Consider the following 18,192-nt stretch of genomic DNA (forward strand, 5'->3'; position numbering starts at 1 on the left):
CCCCATGAAGATTCTGCTCACCGGCGGCGCTGGCTACATCGGCAGCCATACCGTGGTCGCTTTGATCGAAGCTGGCTTCCAGCCCATCGTGCTGGACAACTTTTCCAACAGCCACCCGGCGGTGCTCGAACGCCTGGCCCGCATCGTCGGTCAGACGGTGCCACTGGAACATGGCGACGTGCTGGACACTCCGTGGCTGCAGGACGTGCTGCGCCGCCATCGGCCGGCTGGCGTGGTGCATTTTGCAGGCGACAAAGCGGTGGGGGAGAGCGTGGCGCAGCCTTTGAAGTACTTTCACAACAACATCGGCGGCGCGGTCAGTCTGCTGCGGGCGATGGAGGCCATGCACGCCGAAACGCCGGAAGACGCGCCCACCCTGGTGTTCTCCAGCAGCGCGACGGTGTACGGCGACCCAGCCCGCGTGCCCATCACCGAGGACTTCCCGCGCAGCCACACCAATCCCTACGGCCACAGCAAGCTGGTCATCGAGGACATGCTCTATGCCCTGATGGCAGCACGCCCGGCGTGGCGCGTGGGCGTGTTGCGGTACTTCAATCCCGTGGGGGCACACCCCAGCGGCCTCATCGGTGAAGACCCGGCCGGCATCCCCAACAACCTGATGCCGTATGTGGCCCAGGTGGCGGTGGGTCAGCGCGACCACCTCAATGTGTTTGGCAACGACTACCCCACGCCCGATGGCACTGGCGTGCGCGACTTCATTCATGTGCAGGATCTCGCTGCCGGGCATGTGGCTGCGATCAAGGCCCTGCTGGGGCGCGGCGAGAGCTTTACAGTCAATCTGGGCACTGGGCGCGGGCACAGCGTGCTGGAGGTGGTGCGAGCCTTTGAGAAGGCCAGCGGCCGAGCCGTGCCCTACCGCATTGCGCCGCGACGCGCGGGCGATGTGGCGCAGTGCTGGGCGGACCCCGGGCTTGCACTGCGTCTGCTGGGCTGGCGTGCCAAGCACGCGCTGGACGACATGTGCACCGACGCCTGGCGCTGGCAAAGCGGCAACCCCAACGGCTACCGCGGCTAGCTGACGCTCACCTCAACTGCACACCGGCTTCGCGTGCGGCCTTGAACATGCCTTCGCCCACGCTGGCGCCGAAGCGTTTGGCCAGGCGCAAGCCCACGTTTTCGCGCTGCGTGTAGTCCACGATCTCTTCGGCCTTGACGACTTCGCGCGCGACGAAGTCGAGATTACCCAATCCGTCCGCCAGGCCCTCATTGATCGCTTGCTGGCCGCTCCACACCAGACCGCTGAAGGTGTTGGCGTTCTCCTTCAACCGCGTGCCACGACCCTTCTTCACCACCTCGATGAACTGGGCATGGATCTCGTCCAGCATGCGCTGTATGTAAGCGCGTTGTGCTTCATCCTGCGGGCTGAACGGGTCCAGCAGGGCCTTGTTGGCGCCGGCAGTCATGAGACGGCGCTCGACACCCAGCTTCTCCATGAGCCCGGTAAAGCCAAAACCGTCCATGAGCACGCCGATGCTGCCCACCAGGCTGGCCTTGTCCACGTAGATATCGTCTGCGCCGGCGGCAATGTAGTAAGCGGCCGAGGCACAGGTTTCCTCCACCACCGCATACACCTTCTTCTTGTGCAGAGCCTTGAGGCGGTTCAGTTCGTCGTTGATGATGCCCGCCTGCACGGGGCTGCCACCGGGTGAGTTGATCAGCAGCACAACGGCCTGAGCACCCGCGTCCTCGAACGCCGAGCGCAGCGCCGGCACGACGTTTTCGGCGCTGGCTTCGGCCCCCGCGCCGATCTCACCCTTGATTTCCACCACCGCGGTGTGCGGGGCACTCACCGAGGTGCTGCTCACGTTGGCGCTGTAGACCATCCAGACGATGGCTCCCAACAGGATCAGCCAGAGCAGGCGAAAGAAGATCTTCCAGCGCCTGGCAGCCTGCTGTTCCCGGATCGTGGCCAGCACGAGCTTTTCGATCGTTTCGCGCTCCCAGCCACCAAGGCTGGATCGGCCGATTCCCTGGTTCAAGGGGTCTTCGTTCATGGTCAGTGGCTCTCAGAATTCAAGGGGTTTGAGGTGGTATTGTGACCGCCAGTGGACCACGCCATCGCGCTCCACCAGTTCGATCTTGAACAGACCGCCACGGCAGGGTCCGCCCTGGCAGGCGCCGGTATCGGGCTGATAGACAGCGCCATGGGTGGCGCACAGAAGCCAGCGACCGGTGTCGTCGAAGAACCGGTCGGGCTGCCAGTCCATTTCCATCGCGACATGCGAGCACCGGTTGAGGTAAGCATGGGCCAGGCCTTCAAAGCGCACCGCGAACGCTCGACAGGTCTGGCCCGCATAGTTCACGTCGAAGGAGACCGCGCGCCCTCCCTCGACGAGATCCTGGCTGTTGCACAGAGGGTGGATCGGGTCTTCTGCGGTGTCCATGATGTCCTCACGCGTTGGTCACCAGCCAGTCGTGCAGTTCGCGCACCGAGTGCGCCACGTGCAGTGGCTTCAAGGCATCGAAGGCGACGGGTTCATGCGCGCCATAGCTCACGCCCAGGCTGGCACAGCCAGCGTTCAAGGCCATCTGCAGGTCGTGCGTGGTGTCACCGATCATGAGGGTGCGTTCGGGCTTCACGCCCAGTTCGCGCATGAGCTCGTGCAGCATGCGCGGGTGCGGCTTGCCGGCGGTCTCGTCGGCCGTGCGCGAGCCATCGAACACACCAAGCAGCTCCTGGCTGCGCAGGACCTCGTCAAGCCCCGCCCGGTTCTTGCCGGTTGCTACAGCCAGCAAATGCTGGCGCGCCTTGAGCTCGGCCAGCAGCGGCAGCACGCCCGCGAACAAACTGAGGTCGTTCTGGTACGCCACGTAGTGAAAACGGAAACGCTCACCCAGCTGGGCGTATTGTTCGCGTGGCACGTCCGGGGCCGCATGAGCCAGCGCCTGCATCAGTCCCATGCCAATGACGTAGCTGGCGGCTTGGCGGGTCGGCGGCGTGTAGCCCAGGTCTGTCACGGCGGCCTGGATGCAGCGCGCGATCACAGCGGTGGAATCGAACAGGGTGCCGTCCCAGTCGAAGGCAATGAGGTCGAATTGGCGAGAGCGCATGGGGTCAGAGCGTCTGCGCGTGGTGGCGCAGGTGGTCTTCGATGAAACTGGCAATGAACCAGTAGCCGTGATCGTAGCCCGCGTGGCGTCGCATCGTGAGGGGTTGACCAGCTTGCGCACAGGCAGACTCGAACAGATGCGGGTGCAATTGTTCGGAGAGAAATTTATCGGCCAGGCCCTGGTCGATGAGCAGGGGCGGCGTCTTGTGGCCTGCGCTCACCAGTGCAGTGGCATCGTGCGCTTCCCAGTCCTGACGGTTCGGTCCGAGGTAGCCGGTGAACGCCTTTTCACCCCAGGGGCAGCGGCTCGGCGCGGCGATAGGTGCCAACGCCGAGACGCTTCGGTACAGGCCAGGGTGGCGCAGCGCGAGCGTGAGTGCGCCATGGCCGCCCATGGAATGACCGAACACGCCGACACGCTCTGCCTGCGCGGGGAAGTGGCGCGGCACCAGCGCATGCAGCTCTTGCGTGATCCAGCTCTCCATGCGGAAGTGGCTGGACCAGGGCGCCTCGGCCGCATCGAGGTAAAACCCCGCGCCGTGGCCGAAGTCCCAGTCGGCACCCGCGCCGACGATGCCAGTGTCGCGGGGACTGGTGTCTGGCGTGACCAGCATCAGCCCAAGTTCTGCCGCCACGCGCTGGGCGCCCGCCTTGATGGCGAAGGTTTCTTCGTTGCAGGTGAGCCCAGCGAGGAAATACAACACCGGCACCGGGCCCTTTTCGGCCTGGGGAGGCACGAACACGCCAAACTTCATCGGCAGGCCGATGGCGCTGGAGGTGTGTTGATAGAAGCCCTGCACGCCGCCAAAGCAGCCGTGCGTGGACAAGATGGTGATCTCGGTGCTCATGGCGGGTGTTCAGTGGTGCACGAGTTCAAGCACCGCGTCGGCAAAGACGTGCGGCGCCTCCTGCGGCAGGTTGTGTCCCGCGCCCGGCACCAGCCGGTGTGAGCGCGGGCCGGTGAAGTGTGCTGCGTGGGCGCTGGCTTCGGCGGGTGGGCGAACACCGTCGTCGATGCCGTCGAAGGTGATGCTGGGCACCGAGATGGCAGGCTGAGCCGCCAGTTGTTGCTCGATTCCGGCGTAGGCAGGATCGCCCGCGACCAGACCGAAGCGGTGCCGATAGGATTGGATGACCACGTCCACGAAGTCCGGGTGGTCGAAGGCGCGCGCGCTGCGCTCGAAGGTGATTTCATCGAACCGCCAGGTGGGAGACCACTGTGTCCAGAGCAGGCGACAGACATCACGCCGGTCGCGCGTGAGCGCAGCACGGCCACGCTCGCTGTGGAAGAAGTACTGGTACCAGAGCCTGTGCTCGCGCTCGGCCGACTCGGGCTCCAGAGCACGTGCGATGTTCTGGATGTTGTAGCTGTTCAGGGACACCAGCCCGGTGCAACGCTGCGGCCAGAGCGCCGCGACCACGCAGGCGGCACGGCCACCCCAGTCATAGCCCGCAAGCACCGCCTTCGGGATCGCCAGGGCATCGAGCAGGGCCAGCAAGTCGGCACCAAGCGCCGCCTGTTCACCGGAGCGTGGCGTGGACGGGCTCAGGAAATGGGTCTCGCCATAACCTCGCAGGTAGGGCACGATCACCCGGCAGCCACGCGCGACCAGCAGAGGCCAGACCTCGGCGTAGGCGTGGATGTCGTAGGGGAAGCCGTGAAGCAGCACCACCGGCGGCCCATCCCGTGGCCCCACATCGACGAAAGCGACGTCGAGCACGCCCGCCCGCAGGCGATGGAGCGTCGGTGCATCGCCCATGTGCAAACTCAAAACAGCACGACGCCGCGAATCGACTCGCCGCGCTTCATCAGGTCAAAGCCCTTGTTGATGTCGGCCAGCGGCATGGTGTGGGTGATCAGGTCGTCGATGTTGATCTTGCCTTCCATGTACCAGTCGACGATCTTCGGCACGTCGGTGCGGCCGCGTGCGCCGCCGAAGGCAGAGCCTTCCCACTTGCGGCCGGTCACCAGCTGGAATGGACGGGTGCTGATCTCCGCTCCGGCTTCGGCCACGCCGATGATGATGCTGCGCCCCCAGCCCTTGTGCGTGCACTCGAGCGCCTGGCGCATCACTTGCGTGTTGCCAATGCACTCGAAGCTGTAGTCGGCTCCGCCATCGGTCAACTGCACGATGGCGTCGACGACGTTTTCCACTTCCTTCGGGTTGATGAAATGCGTCATGCCGAACTGGCGCGCCATCTCCTGGCGTGCAGGGTTGATGTCCACGCCGATGATCTTGTCGGCCCCCACCATCTTCGCGCCCTGGATCACGTTCAGGCCAATGCCGCCCAGGCCGAAGACCACCACATTGGCACCCGCCTCCACCTTGGCGGTGAAGATCACGGCGCCAATGCCGGTGGTGACGCCGCAGCCGATGTAGCAGACCTTGTCGAACGGCGCATCCTCGCGGATCTTGGCGAGCGAGATCTCGGGCGCCACGGTGTAGTTGCTGAAGGTGCTGGTGCCCATGTAGTGAAAGATGGGCTTGCCGTCGATGCTGAAACGGCTGGTGGCATCGGGCATCAGGCCTTTGCCCTGCGTGCCGCGTATGAGCTGGCACAGGTTGGTCTTGCGGCTCAGGCAGAACTTGCACTGACGGCACTCCGGCGTGTAGAGCGGAATGACATGGTCACCCTTCTTGAGTGTCGTCACGCCGGGACCCACGTCCACCACGATGCCCGCGCCCTCGTGGCCCAGGATGGCGGGGAAAATGCCTTCAGGGTCGGCGCCCGAGAGCGTGTAGTAGTCGGTGTGGCAGATGCCGGTGGCCTTGATCTCGACCAGCACTTCGCCGAATTTCGGTCCCTGCAGGTCCACGGTTTCGATGGAGAGGGGCTGGCCTGCTTTCCAGGCGACGGCAGCTTGCGTTTTCATGGTGTTTTCTGTGGTAGATGAAATCGTGTGGGAGGTTACCCCAGAATGCCTCAGGCCGCCCTGGCGCTGCGGGATACCATTCACGCCCTTTCCTCAACCAACAGGGCAATTCGCCCCAGGCAGTCATGCAGACGGATGTGCTGATCGCAGGCGGTGGCCCTTGTGGCCTCATGCTGGCCAACGAACTGGGGCGTCGTGGCGTGCGCACGCTGCTGCTGGAACCCAAGCCCGGCACAGCGTTCAACCCTCAGGCGAACGCGACACAGGCGCGCACCATGGAGCACTTCCGCCGCCTGGGTTTCGCGGACGAAATTCGCGAGCAAGGCCTGCCGGCGGACCACCCCACCGACATCGCCTACTTCACGCGGTTCAGCCAGCACGAACTGGCCCGGTTGCGCCTGCCCACAGCCGGCCAGGCAGCGGCCACGGTCAAGCGCCTGGGTGGTTCGTGGAGTGCGGCAGAGCTGCCCCACCGCGTATCTCAGAAGTTCGTCGAAGCCACCCTGCTGAAACACGCTCGCGCTTGGCCGGCTGTTGAAATGCGCCACGGCTGGCGGCTGCGCGCATTCAACGACCGGTCAGCGGACGTGCTGGCGCAGATCGAATCCGTGGACGGCGCTTCGACCGCATCGGTCACTGCGAAATACCTGGTTGGAGTGGACGGTGCGCGCAGCCTTGTCCGCCGCCTGCTGGGCATCGAATACGGCGGCGCCACCGGCTTCAAGCGCGACTTCATGGGCGGAAGAATGTTCGCGATCTACCTCCGAGCGCCCACGTTCCACACCGCCCTTCCCCACGACAAGGCGTGGATGTATGTGTCGGTGAACGCTGAACGCAGGGCATTCATGGCAACGGTGGATGGCCACAGCGAGTTCGCCTTTCATGCCGCCATTCATGAGGGAGAGAATGCCGATACCTGGACGGAAGCTGACGCGAGACGCGTCTTTTCGCAGGCCATGGGCCGCGAACTCCCGATCGACATCCTGTCCATGCTGACCTGGACCGCCGGTCATGCGCTGGTGGCGGAACAGTTCCAGCGGGGCCGCGTGTTTCTGGGCGGAGATGCCGCGCACCTGTTCACGCCCACCGGCGGCCTGGGCTACAACACCGCAGTGGAAGATGCGGTCAACCTCGGCTGGAAGCTCGCACATGTCTTGCAGGGGCGCGCGCCCGAGTCCTTGCTCACCACCTACGAAGTCGAACGAAAGCCGCTGGCCGAACGCAACACCGCCTATGCGAGGCGCTTTGCCGATTCGGTCGGTCTTTTCCAGGTGACACCGGAACTGGAGCTCGACAACCCCGAAGGCGAACACGCACGCCGGCTTGCTGGGGCGCATCTGGATGCTCACGTTCGACTGGAATTCAATATCCCGGGCGTCACCTTCGGGGGCCGCTACGACGGATCGCCCATTGTCGTGCCGGACGGCACCACACCGCCAGAAGACCAACCCAACGACTATGTGCCGACTGCATGTCCAGGCGGCAGGCCACCCCACGCCTGGCTACCGGATGGTCGATCGCTCTATGACAGCTTCCACACCGAGTGGACGCTGCTGGCCCTGGGTCCCGATGCACCGGACGTCTCGGCGTTCGAACTCGCCGCACAAAGCGTGGGCATCGACCTCCAGGTGGTGGGCCATGCCGACCCGGCATTGCGCGCCTTGTACGAAGCACCGCTTGCGCTCATACGGCCGGACCAGATGGTGGCCTGGCGCGGTCAGGACGCGAGCAGCGCCTCGCGAGTCCTGGCCACTTGTGCCGGCCACCAGGCAAAAACTGCGCCTTGATCGTCAGTCGATCTTCGCGCCACCCTTGAACCACTGCGCCACCAGCGCTCGCTCTTCTTCGGTGATGCCGGTGGCGTTGTTCATGGGCATGAGCCGCGTGACAACCACCTGCTGGTAGACCGTCTGCGCGTGCAGCTTCACCGCCTCGGCCGAATCCAAACGCACATTCTTCGATTGCAGCGCCTCTCCGTGACACATCACGCAACGCTGTTCCAGCACGGGTTTGAGTTCGGCGTAGCTCACGGTCTGCGGCACCGCCACGGCGGCGGTGGGCGCGGGGCGGAGCCAGACGATGAGCGCGACCAGCACCACCACGCCCGCCGCGGCGTATTTCCAGGGATGCGGATTGCGCCCCAGCTTGTGGCCATGGCGCATGACAAAGAATTGCCGGATCGCAGCGCCGGCGAACATCATGCCGATGAGGATCAGCCAGTTGTAAGGGTGCGTGTAAGTGAAGCTGTAGTGATTGCTCAGCATGGCGAACAACACCGGCAATGTGAAATAGGTGTTGTGCACACTTCGCTGCTTGCCGCGCTGGCCGTGGATCGGGTCCACCGGCCGGCCGGCCTTGAGATCGGCGACCACGGTGCGCTGGCCCGGGATGATCCAGAAAAACACATTGGCACTCATGGCCGTGGCGATCATCGCACCCATCAGCAGGAAGGCGGCACGCCCGGCAAAAAGCTGCGTGGCCAGCCACGCCGCCACGCACACCAGCACCAGCACCAGCGCACCCACTTTGGCGTCGCCGTTTTCCTTCTGGCCCAGCGTGCGGCAGATGGCGTCGTACAGCAGCCAGAACACCACCAGAAACGCCAGCGCGGCGGCAATCGCAGCGGCGGGGCTCCAGTCCATCACTTGCGGGTCGATCAGGTAGACGCTCGGACTCCAGAGGTAGGAGATGAGGAACAGCGCAAAGCCCGATAGCCAGGTGGAGTAGCTTTCCCAATAGAACCAGTGCAGGTGGTCGGGTAGCCTGGGTGGCGACACCGCGAACTTCACCGGATGGTAGAAGCCACCGCCATGCACCGCCCAGAGTTCACCACTCACACCGTCCTTCTTCAATTGCTCGTCCTCGGGCGGCGTGAGGCTGCTGTCAAGAAAGACGAAGTAGAAGGAAGAGCCGATCCAGGCAATGGCCACGATCACGTGCAGCCAGCGAAGCAGCAGGTTGGCCCAATCCAGCAGATATGTTTCCATGGCACCTCAATGCAAGGTCAATGCTTGCGACTCACCACCGCGGGCGCTCTGAGTCGGCTGAGGGCCGCGCATGGGCGTGGAACCCTCCACACCCAGCTCCGCTGCGACCGGATCGCCAAAGTGTATACACTTTTTGAGAACATTCAAGCGGTCAATCACCATGCGGCGGGCTGGAGCCTTCAAGCAACAACTGCGCCACGACGGAAGCGGCGATCACCGCCGGTTCCTTGCCGGTGATGCCGGGCAACCCGATCGGACACGTGATGCGCGCGAGTTCGTCCGCCCCAAAACCTCGCTGTTCGAGGCGGTGACGAAACGTCGCCCATTTCGTGCGGCTGCCAATCAGGCCGACGAACCCAAGGTCGCGCTGCACGCGCTGGCGTTGCAGGCAGGCCGCCACGATGTCGAGGTCTTCGGCGTGCGAGAAACTCATGATCAGCACGGCACTGCCGGCAGCGAGATCGCGCACCGCCACATGCACCGGGTCGGAATGTTCAGCGCGCACGTGCGCAGGCAGATGCTCGGGAAACACCTCGTCACGGCTGTCGATCCAGGTCACATCGAAAGGCAGGGGTGCAAGGGCATGAACGAGGGCGCGACCCACGTGCCCACCGCCGAACAACGCCAGGGGCGAATGGCCCTCTCGCAACCGCTCGCGAAGAGGCCCGGTGTGCGATGCGTTGACCGGCTCAAATCGCAGCACCAGAGCACCTCCACAACACTGCCCCAGACGGGGTCCGAGCGTCACCGACTGCTCCCACGCACCGCCCGCCAGCCCGCGCCGCGCCAGGGCTTCGCGAGCCTGGCGCATCGCGTCCCACTCGAGATGACCGCCGCCGATCGTGCCGATGGCGCCGTCCATCGCTTCTGAAAAAACCGCCATCCACGCGCCGGTTTCGCGCGGCACCGAGCCCCGCGTTTTTTCCACCGTCACCAGCACGGCAGGCTCGCTTCTCAGACGCAGTAGAAAGGTTTCAAGCTCCGCGGACATTGTGGCTTCGACGTCAAAAAAGATGTATGGATACGTAATGCCGATCAAGGCCGCTCAGTATCCGCCGTACTGTACGCAAGCCCTGTTGAAAACACCCATACACTTCATCCGCTCAGCCATATGGTCCGACCGAAGACCAGCGCCAGGCGCCCGTTCCGACTTACAGGCCTGTCAACATGAGAGACATTGATCCCGCACCCCGTCCCGCCGTGCGCGCGGACACCAATCAACCACCCCGCTCTGCCTGGGGCTGGCTGGGCATCTGCACTGCAGCCCTGCTGGCGGCCTGTGCGGCACCGCTGCCACCACCACCGCCTCCTCCGCCACCGCCTCCCGCGCCAGTGCCAGCACCACCTCCGCCGGTGAGCGTGAGGCCCAAGCCGCAATTCGTCTCGCAGGCCGCCTCGCCGCACGACTACCGCAAGGACGGTGCTCGCCACATCTATGAGCGCAACAGCCACCGCATCTACAAGGGCCAGCTACCCCCGTTGATGCACGCGGTGGGCGTGCTGCAGGTGGAGGTGGACGATCTGGGCAACGTGCGCAACTTGAGCTGGATGCGCGCACCCAGCCACGTGCCCGACGTGATGCGCGAGATTGAACGGACCGTGCGCGCGGCTTCGCCGTTTCCGGCGCCCGTCCGCATGGGCCGCGTGACCTACACCGACATCTGGCTGTGGGACAAGAGCGGCAACTTCCAGCTCGACACGCTGACCGAAGGCCAGCGCAGCAAGTGACGCCAGCCCTCTCGAAGCTCAGCTGCCGCGATAGGTGGAGTAGCTCCACGGACTCACCAGCAGAGGCACGTGGTAGTGCTGCTCGGTGTGCGCCACTCCAAAATCGAGCGCCACGCGGTTGAGGAAATTCGGTTCCGGCAAAGGCACGCCCTTGGCCGCGAAATAGCCCTTCACGTCAAACACGAGCCGGTAAGTGCCGACCTTGAGGCTGGTGTTGTCGTACAGCGGGCCGTCTGGATTGCGGCCATCGCGGTTGAGCTCAAAACGCTTGACCAGCGTGGCGCGGTCTCCCTCGGTGACATACAACTCAACGTTCATGCCGGCGGCGGGGCAGCCGTGCATGGTGTCCAGAACGTGCGTGCTCATTCCCATGGTGCTTCCTTCGTGTGAATACGGTCGACCGAAAGTGTATACACTTTTTGTTTTTCTCGATATGATGCCCGCATGGAAACCTCCAGCACCCTTCACATCGTCGAGTCGCTCACGCGGGCCATTGTGGAGCACCGGTTGCATCCAGGCACCAAGCTGGCAGAACAGAAACTGGCGGACCATTTCGGGGTCTCGCGCACCCTGGTCCGGCAGGCGCTCTTCCAGCTCTCGCAGAACCGGCTGATTCGTCTGGAGCCCGCGCGCGGTGCCTTCGTGGCAGCGCCGTCGGTGCAGGAGGCGCAGCAGGTCTTTGCGGTGCGCCGCATGCTCGAGGTGGAGATGACACGCGCCTTCGTCAAGAACGTGACCAACGCCAAGATCAAGGCGCTTCGGGAACACGTGGCGCAAGAAAAAATGGCCGTGAACAACGAGGACGTCGCCGGGCGCACCGAGCTCCTGGGCGATTTTCACGTGCGCATGGCCGAACTCATGGGCAACCAGGTGCTGGCCGAGTTGCTGCGCGACCTCATCTCCCGCTGCGCGCTCATCACGCTCATGTACCAGAGCAACCAGGCGGCCGAACATTCCAACGATGAACACGCCGACATCGTCAAGGCGCTGGCGGCTCGAGACGAAGAGCTGGCGGTGCGCCTGATGAACGAGCATCTGCTTCACGTCGAAGAGAACCTCACCTTCGACCGCAAGGTCCCCACCAACGACATCTCCATGGCCTTGTCATGAGCCTTTACGACGCCACACGCGAGTACCCGCGCGACCTCGCGGGCTACGGCCGCAACCCGCCCCATGCCCGCTGGCCAGACGGGGCGCGCATCGCCGTGCAGTTTGTGCTGAACTACGAAGAGGGCGGCGAGAACAGCGTGCTGCACGGGGACGACGCGTCCGAGCAGTTCCTCTCCGAGATGTTCAACCCGGCGGCCTACCCTGCACGGCACATCAGCATGGAAGGCATCTACGAATACGGCTCGCGCGCCGGTGTGTGGCGGCTGCTGCGCGAGTTCGAGCGGCGCGGGCTGCCGCTCACCGTGTTCGGCATTGCCAGCGCATTGCAGCGCAGCCCGGATGTGACGGCCGCCATCCAGGAGCTCGGGTACGACATCGCCTGCCACGGGCTGAAGTGGATCCATTACCAGAACGTGGACGAAGCCACCGAACGCGCGCACATGGCGCAGGCCATGGAGATCATCGAAAAGCTCACCGGCAGCCGGCCCCTGGGCTGGTACACCGGGCGGGACAGCCCGAACACGCGGCGCCTGGTGGCCGATTTCGGCGGCTTCGAGTACGACAGCGATTACTACGGCGACGACCTGCCTTTCTGGATGAAGGTGAGGAAGTCCGATGGCAGCGACGCGCAACAACTCATCGTGCCCTACACGCTGGACTGCAACGACATGCGCTTTGCGCTGCCCCAGGGCTATTCGCACGCCGACCCGTTCTTCCAGTACATGCGGGACACCTTCGATGCGCTCTATGCCGAAGGCGACCCGGCGGGCCTGGACCGACCCAAGATGATGAGCGTCGGCATGCACTGCCGGCTGCTGGGAAGACCCGGCCGCATCACCGCGCTGCAGCGCTTCCTGGACCACATCCAGGCGCACGACAAGGTCTGGGTGGCTCGCCGACTGGACATTGCTCGGCATTGGAAGGCTGCGCACCCCATGACCCTTGCCTGAACACGCCACCATGCCCATCACACTGGAACAACTCCATCAGGCCACGCTCGCCGAGGCCACGCAGCTGCTCGACGGCCTGTACGAGCATTCGCCCTGGATCGCAGAGCAGGCTCTGGCTCAGCGACCCTTTGCTTCACTGGCCGCGCTCAAGCACGCCATGGTGAGCGTGCTGGCGAACGCCAGCGTGGACGCGCAGCTGGCGCTCATTCGCGCTCACCCGGAACTCGCGGGCAAAGCCATGGTGAGCCAGTCGCTCACCGCCGAATCCACCAACGAGCAGACCCGGGCGGGCCTGACGAACTGCACACCCGAGGAGTTCGAGCACATTCAGAACCTCAACGCTCAGTACAACGCGAAGTTCGGCTTTCCATTCATCCTTGCAGTGCGCGGTCCGCGAGGCACGGGTCTGCCCAAGCAGGAGATCATCGCCACCTTCGAGCGCCGGCTGAACCATCCTGCGGATTTCGAGCGCGCCGAGTGTCTGCGCCATATCCACCGCATTGCCGAGATCCGCCTCAACGACAAGTTCGGCTTCGAGCCGGTGGTGGGCCAGCGCGTCTGGGACTGGCACGAAGATCTCTCGCGCCACAGCGACCCTGGCTTCGCGGAGCAGGGCCAGCTCACGGTGACCTACCTCACCGATGCCCACCGGGCCTGCGCAGCCGACATTTCAGCGCGCATGCGCGAATGTGGTTTTGACGAGGTGGGCGTGGATGCGGTGGGCAATGTCGTGGGGCGCTACCACGGAACCCGTGCTGACGCGCCGACCCTGCTCACCGGTAGCCACTACGACACGGTTCGCAATGGCGGCAAATACGATGGGCGCCTGGGCATCTTCGTGCCGATGGCCTGCGTGCAAAAACTGCACGCGGCCGGTAGACGCCTGCCGTTCGCCTTTGAAGTGGTGGGTTTCTCCGAAGAAGAAGGCCAGCGCTACAAGGCCACTTTCCTGGGATCGGGCGCGCTCACTGGCCACTTCAACCCCGCCTGGCTCGACCAGCAGGACGCCGATGGCGTCACCCTGCGCGCCGCCATGCAACACGCTGGCCTGCCCGCCACGCTGGAAGCCATCCATGCCCTGACGCGCGACCCATCGAAGTACCTCGGCTTCGTCGAAGTCCACATCGAGCAGGGCCCTGTGCTCAACGAGATGGACTTGCCCCTGGGCGTGGTCACCTCCATCAACGCAGGTGTGCGCTACCAGTGCGAGGCCATTGGCATGGCCAGCCATGCCGGCACCACGCCCATGAACCGTCGGCGGGACGCGGCGAGTGCCGTGGCCGAGCTCGCGCTGTTCATGGAAGAGCGCGCAAAGGCAGACGGCGATTCGGTGGCCACCATCGGCATGCTGCAGGTGCCGGGTGGTTCGATCAACGTGGTGCCGGGGCGATGCCTGTTTTCGCTTGACATGCGCGCCCCGAACGACGCGCAGCGCGATGCGCTGGAGCGCGACGTGCTGGCGCAATTGCGCGCCATCTGCGAGCGGCGCGGCATTGGCCTGAAGGTGGAGGAAACCATGCGCGCCGCCGCCGCCCCAAGCGACCCTGCATGGCAGGTGCGCTGGGAGCGCGCAGTGCAGGCGCTGGGCGTGCCGCTGCACCGCATGCCCAGCGGGGCCGGCCACGACGCCATGAAGCTGCACGAAATCATGCCGCAGGCCATGCTGTTCGTGCGAGGCCTGAACAGCGGCATCAGCCACAACCCGCTCGAATCCAGCACCTGCGACGACATCGAACTGAGCGTGAATGCTTTTTCGCACCTGCTCGAACAACTTGCCTCCGAACACAGCCACTGAGTCCTCACATGACCACCGAACAACAACTGGATGCCTGGATCGACGCCCACTTCGACGAGGAGGTGCGCTTCCTGCAGGAGCTCGTGCGCGTACCGACCGACACGCCGCCAGGCAACAACGCACCCCACGCGGAGCGCACCGCAGAACTGCTGGCCGCCATGGGTCTCAACGCCGAGAAGCACACCGTCCCGACCGACGAGGTGCAGGCGGCAGGCCTGCAGAGCATCACCAACCTGATCCTGCGCCGACCCTATGGACCGGGAAAAACCATCGCCCTGAATGCGCATGGCGACGTGGTGCCGCCGGGTGAAGGCTGGACGCACGACCCCTACGGCGGCGAGATTGCCGACGGCAAGATCTACGGCCGCGCCACCGCCGTGAGCAAATGCGACATTGCCAGCTTCACCTTCGCCATCCGCGCCCTGGAGTCGCTCGGCGCGAAGCTGGCCGGCGGCGTGGAACTGCATGTGACCTACGACGAGGAATACGGCGGCGAGGTCGGCCCCGACTGGCTGCTGAAGAAGGGCCTGACGAAGCCCGACCTGATGATCGCCGCCGGCTTCAGCTACCAGGTGGTGGTGGCGCACAACGGCTGCCTGCAACTGGAAGTGACGGTGCACGGTGACATGGCGCACGCCGCCATACCCGACAGCGGCACCGACGCGCTGCAGGGCGCCACGCACATCCTCAACGCCCTCTATGCCCTGAACGCCGACTACCTGCAGGTCTCCTCCAGCGTGGAAGGCATCACCCATCCCTACCTCAACGTGGGCCAGATCAACGGCGGCACCAACACCAACGTGATCCCAGGCAAGGTGGTGCTGCGCATCGACCGCCGAATGATCCCGGAGGAAGATCCTGCTGAAGTGGAAGCCTCGCTGCGACTCACCATCGCGCAGGCTGCGGAAGGCTTCCACCCGCCGCGCGGCGGCAAAGCATTGAAAGTCGACGTGCGCCGCATCCTGCTCGCGCGTGCCATGAAGCCGCTGCCCGGCAACCAGCCGCTGGTGCAGGCGATTCAGAAGCACGGCCAGGATGTGTTTGGCGAAAAGATTCCCGCCGTGGGCACGCCGCTGTACACCGACGTGCGCCTGTACGTGGAGCGCGGCATCCCCGGCGTGATCTACGGTGCCGGTCCACGCACGGTGCGGGAATCAAACGCCAAGCGCGCCGATGAACATCTGGTTCTCGAAGATTTGCGGCGCGCCACCAAGGTCGTTGCCCGCACGCTGCACGAGCTTCTGTCACGCCCTGCGTGACACACTGATCTGGCAGAACCCGCACCCTGGAGACAACATGACCCCCGCTGAACAAGCCCTGCGCGACGCCGCGTTCGAATACCACCGCACGCCCTCGCGCGGCAAGATCGCCGTCACGCCCACCAAACCCCTGTCCAACCAGCGCGATCTCTCGCTGGCCTATTCGCCCGGCGTGGCCTATCCGTGCCTGGCGATCGAAGCCGATCCAGCGCTGGCGGCCGAGTACACGTCTCGCGGCAACCTGGTCGGTGTGGTCACCAACGGCACGGCCGTGCTCGGCCTGGGCGACATCGGCCCGCTGGCGGCCAAGCCGGTGATGGAAGGCAAGGGCTGCCTGTTCAAAAAGTTCGCCGGCATCGACGTGTTCGACATCGAGCTCGATGAAAAGGACCCGGACAAACTGGTCGAGATCATCGCCGCCCTGGAGCCCACGCTCGGAGGCATCAACCTCGAGGACATCAAAGCGCCCGAGTGCTTCTATATCGAAAAGAAGCTGCGAGAGCGCATGGGCATTCCGGTGTTCCACGACGACCAGCATGGCACCGCCATCATCTCGGCTGCGGCTCTGCTCAATGGCCTGGAGCTGGTGGGCAAGGACATCGGCGCCGTCAAGCTCGCCGTCAGCGGCGCGGGCGCTGCCGCCATCGCCTGTCTGGACGTGATGGTGGGACTGGGTGTCTCGCGGGGGAACATCTTCGTCTGCGATTCCAAGGGCGTGGTGTATGAAGGTCGGCCTGGCGGCTACGACGAATCGAAGGCGCGCTATGCACAGAAGACCGACAAGCGCACCCTGGCCGACGCGGTCAACGGTGCCGACGTCTTCCTGGGCTGTTCGGCCGCCGGCGTGCTCACCGCCGAGATGATGAAGACCATGGGCGCCAAGCCCATCGTGCTGGCGCTGGCCAACCCCGAGCCTGAAATCCGGCCCGAGCTGGCCAAGGCCGTGCGCCCGGACTGCATCATCGCCACCGGCCGCAGCGACTATCCGAACCAGGTCAACAACGTCCTGTGCTTCCCCTACATCTTTCGCGGCGCGCTCGACTGTGGCGCCACACGCATCACCGAAGAGATGAAGCTGGCCTGCGTGCGCCAGATCGCGGACCTGGTGAAGAGCGAGACCAGCGAGGAAGTGGCCAACGCCTATGCTGGCCAGGACCTCAGCTTCGGCCCGGACTACATCATTCCCAAGCCATTCGATTCGCGCCTGATCCTGCGCATTGCGCCTGCCGTGGCGCAGGCTGCCGCCGACTCGGGCGTGGCCACCCGGCCCATCACCGACATGGACGCCTACCGCCAGCAACTGGGGCGCTTTGTCTACCAGACCGGCATCCTCATGCAGCCCATCTTCAACGCGGCCAAAGGCATGACTCAGAAGCAACGCGTGGCCTATGCCGACGGTGAGGACGAACGCGCGCTGCGTGCCGCACAACTGGCCATCGACGACCAGCTCGCCATGCCCATCCTGATCGGCCGCCCGGCAGTGATCGAGGCCCGCATTGCCAAGGCCGGCCTGCGCATGAAGCTGGGACAGGACGTGCAGAACGTGAACCCGGAAGACGATCCGCGCTTTCGCCAGTACTGGGAGCACTACCACCAGATCATGGGCCGCCAGGGCGCCACACCCGAAGTGGCCAAGGCCGCCGTGCGGCGCTCCAACACCATCATCGGTTCCCTGATGCTCGCGCTGGGCGACGCGGACGCACTCATCTGCGGGCTGGTGGGCGGGTACATGACGCACCTGGAACGCATCGACCATGTGCTTGGGCGGCGCGAGGGCGCGGGCTTGTATGCCTCCGTGAACGCGCTCATGACCGACCGCGGCCCGGTGTTCATTGCCGACACCTATGTGAACGACCTGCCGACGGCGGAAGAGCTGGCCGAGATCGCCTGGATGGCTGCCCAGGAAGTGCAACGCTTCGGCCTGCCGCCGAAGGTGGCGTTTCTCTCGCACTCCAGCTACGGTTCCAGCAAGCGAGCCTCGGCGCGCAAGATGGCGCAGGCGCGCGATCTTTTCGTGGCCGCGCACCCAGACATCGAGTGCGATGGTGAACTGCATGGCGATGCGGCGCTGCAACCCGAGATCCGCAGCGCCTACCTGGCCGAGACCACCCTCACCGGGTCGGCGAACCTGCTGATCTGCCCGAACCTGGATGCGGCCAACATTCTCTACAACGTCATGAAGACCACCACCAGCGGCGGCGTGACGGTGGGGCCGATCCTGATGGGGTCCGCGAAGACGGTGCACATCCTCACGCCGGCGGCCACGGTGCGGCGGGTGTTGAACATGACGGCTCTGGCTGCGGCGAGTGGGGCTGCGCGGAACTGAGCCTCTTTCTGCCTGGCTTGAGGGGGACGCTTTCGGCGTCCCTTTTTTGTTTCTGGCTTGCACCTCGCGGGCTCGTGAGTCGGTGGCGCTC

At 64.8% G+C, this 18,192-nt stretch carries 17 protein-coding genes; 8 read left to right on the forward strand and 9 right to left on the reverse strand.

Annotated features, from left to right (window positions below; all coding sequences use genetic code 11):
- Window positions 1-4: 4 nt before the first annotated feature.
- Window positions 5-1,036, forward strand: a complete 1,032-nt coding sequence (gene galE, locus AB7F11_RS13910) for a UDP-glucose 4-epimerase GalE (protein WP_428300110.1) — start codon at window positions 5-7, stop codon at window positions 1,034-1,036.
- Between the two features lie 7 nt (window positions 1,037-1,043).
- Here the strand turns inward: galE and AB7F11_RS13915 are convergent, their stop codons facing one another.
- The 6 genes from AB7F11_RS13915 to AB7F11_RS13940 are packed head-to-tail and all read right to left on the reverse strand — an operon-like array spanning window position 1,044 to window position 5,946.
- Window positions 1,044-2,015, reverse strand: a complete 972-nt coding sequence (locus tag AB7F11_RS13915; RefSeq protein ID WP_428291222.1) for a S49 family peptidase — start codon at window positions 2,013-2,015, stop codon at window positions 1,044-1,046.
- A gap of 12 nt (window positions 2,016-2,027) precedes the next feature.
- On the reverse strand, window positions 2,028-2,405 hold the full coding sequence (locus AB7F11_RS13920; RefSeq protein ID WP_428291223.1) for a Rieske (2Fe-2S) protein: 378 nt from the start codon (window positions 2,403-2,405) through the stop codon (window positions 2,028-2,030).
- A gap of 7 nt (window positions 2,406-2,412) precedes the next feature.
- On the reverse strand, window positions 2,413-3,072 hold the full coding sequence (locus tag AB7F11_RS13925) for an HAD family hydrolase (protein WP_428291224.1): 660 nt from the start codon (window positions 3,070-3,072) through the stop codon (window positions 2,413-2,415).
- A 4-nt stretch (window positions 3,073-3,076) separates the two neighbouring features.
- On the reverse strand, window positions 3,077-3,919 hold the full coding sequence (gene fghA / locus AB7F11_RS13930) for an S-formylglutathione hydrolase (protein ID WP_428291225.1): 843 nt from the start codon (window positions 3,917-3,919) through the stop codon (window positions 3,077-3,079).
- A 9-nt stretch (window positions 3,920-3,928) separates the two neighbouring features.
- Entirely contained in the window at window positions 3,929-4,831 is a 903-nt protein-coding gene (locus AB7F11_RS13935) for an alpha/beta fold hydrolase (protein WP_428291226.1), read from the reverse strand.
- An 8-nt stretch (window positions 4,832-4,839) separates the two neighbouring features.
- Entirely contained in the window at window positions 4,840-5,946 is a 1,107-nt protein-coding gene (locus AB7F11_RS13940) for an S-(hydroxymethyl)glutathione dehydrogenase/class III alcohol dehydrogenase (RefSeq protein WP_428300111.1), read from the reverse strand.
- Window positions 5,947-6,071: 125 nt separating this feature from the next.
- Between AB7F11_RS13940 and AB7F11_RS13945 the strand changes: the two genes are divergently transcribed.
- Complete coding sequence (locus tag AB7F11_RS13945) at window positions 6,072-7,733, forward strand: FAD-dependent oxidoreductase (RefSeq protein ID WP_428291246.1); 1,662 nt, start codon at window positions 6,072-6,074, stop codon at window positions 7,731-7,733.
- A gap of 3 nt (window positions 7,734-7,736) precedes the next feature.
- On the opposite strand, the gene AB7F11_RS13950 is transcribed toward AB7F11_RS13945, so the two are convergent.
- Both AB7F11_RS13950 and xdhC read right to left on the reverse strand, forming a co-directional pair.
- Complete coding sequence (locus AB7F11_RS13950; RefSeq protein WP_428291245.1) at window positions 7,737-8,933, reverse strand: urate hydroxylase PuuD; 1,197 nt, start codon at window positions 8,931-8,933, stop codon at window positions 7,737-7,739.
- A 151-nt stretch (window positions 8,934-9,084) separates the two neighbouring features.
- Entirely contained in the window at window positions 9,085-9,924 is an 840-nt protein-coding gene (xdhC, locus tag AB7F11_RS13955; protein ID WP_428291244.1) for a xanthine dehydrogenase accessory protein XdhC, read from the reverse strand.
- A gap of 176 nt (window positions 9,925-10,100) precedes the next feature.
- Between xdhC and AB7F11_RS13960 the strand changes: the two genes are divergently transcribed.
- Window positions 10,101-10,661, forward strand: a complete 561-nt coding sequence (locus AB7F11_RS13960) for a hypothetical protein (RefSeq protein WP_428291243.1) — start codon at window positions 10,101-10,103, stop codon at window positions 10,659-10,661.
- Between the two features lie 18 nt (window positions 10,662-10,679).
- On the opposite strand, the gene uraH is transcribed toward AB7F11_RS13960, so the two are convergent.
- A complete protein-coding gene (gene uraH, locus AB7F11_RS13965; RefSeq protein ID WP_428291242.1) occupies window positions 10,680-11,033 on the reverse strand; it encodes a hydroxyisourate hydrolase in 354 nt (117 codons plus the stop codon).
- A 72-nt stretch (window positions 11,034-11,105) separates the two neighbouring features.
- Between uraH and AB7F11_RS13970 the strand changes: the two genes are divergently transcribed.
- Genes AB7F11_RS13970 through AB7F11_RS13990 form a run of 5 tightly spaced genes read left to right on the forward strand, consistent with a single transcriptional unit; the run spans window position 11,106 to window position 18,101 of the window.
- Window positions 11,106-11,771, forward strand: coding sequence for a GntR family transcriptional regulator (locus AB7F11_RS13970; protein ID WP_428291241.1), 666 nt, complete (start codon window positions 11,106-11,108; stop codon window positions 11,769-11,771).
- Complete coding sequence (gene puuE, locus AB7F11_RS13975; RefSeq protein WP_428291240.1) at window positions 11,768-12,721, forward strand: allantoinase PuuE; 954 nt, start codon at window positions 11,768-11,770, stop codon at window positions 12,719-12,721. The genes AB7F11_RS13970 and puuE overlap by 4 nt, the downstream gene beginning before the upstream one ends.
- Before the next feature lie 10 nt (window positions 12,722-12,731).
- Window positions 12,732-14,516 (forward strand): 2-oxo-4-hydroxy-4-carboxy-5-ureidoimidazoline decarboxylase, encoded by a 1,785-nt coding sequence (gene uraD / locus AB7F11_RS13980; protein ID WP_428291239.1) that lies wholly within the window; start codon window positions 12,732-12,734, stop codon window positions 14,514-14,516.
- Between the two features lie 8 nt (window positions 14,517-14,524).
- On the forward strand, window positions 14,525-15,775 hold the full coding sequence (locus AB7F11_RS13985; RefSeq protein ID WP_428300112.1) for an ArgE/DapE family deacylase: 1,251 nt from the start codon (window positions 14,525-14,527) through the stop codon (window positions 15,773-15,775).
- A gap of 37 nt (window positions 15,776-15,812) precedes the next feature.
- Window positions 15,813-18,101 carry an NADP-dependent malic enzyme gene (locus AB7F11_RS13990; protein ID WP_428291237.1) on the forward strand — a complete coding sequence of 763 codons (2,289 nt, stop codon included), beginning with the start codon at window positions 15,813-15,815 and terminating at the stop codon, window positions 18,099-18,101.
- Window positions 18,102-18,192 lie beyond the last annotated feature (91 nt).

This window comes from Hydrogenophaga sp. (assembly GCF_050250835.1).
Taxonomy (GTDB): domain Bacteria; phylum Pseudomonadota; class Gammaproteobacteria; order Burkholderiales; family Burkholderiaceae_C; genus Hydrogenophaga.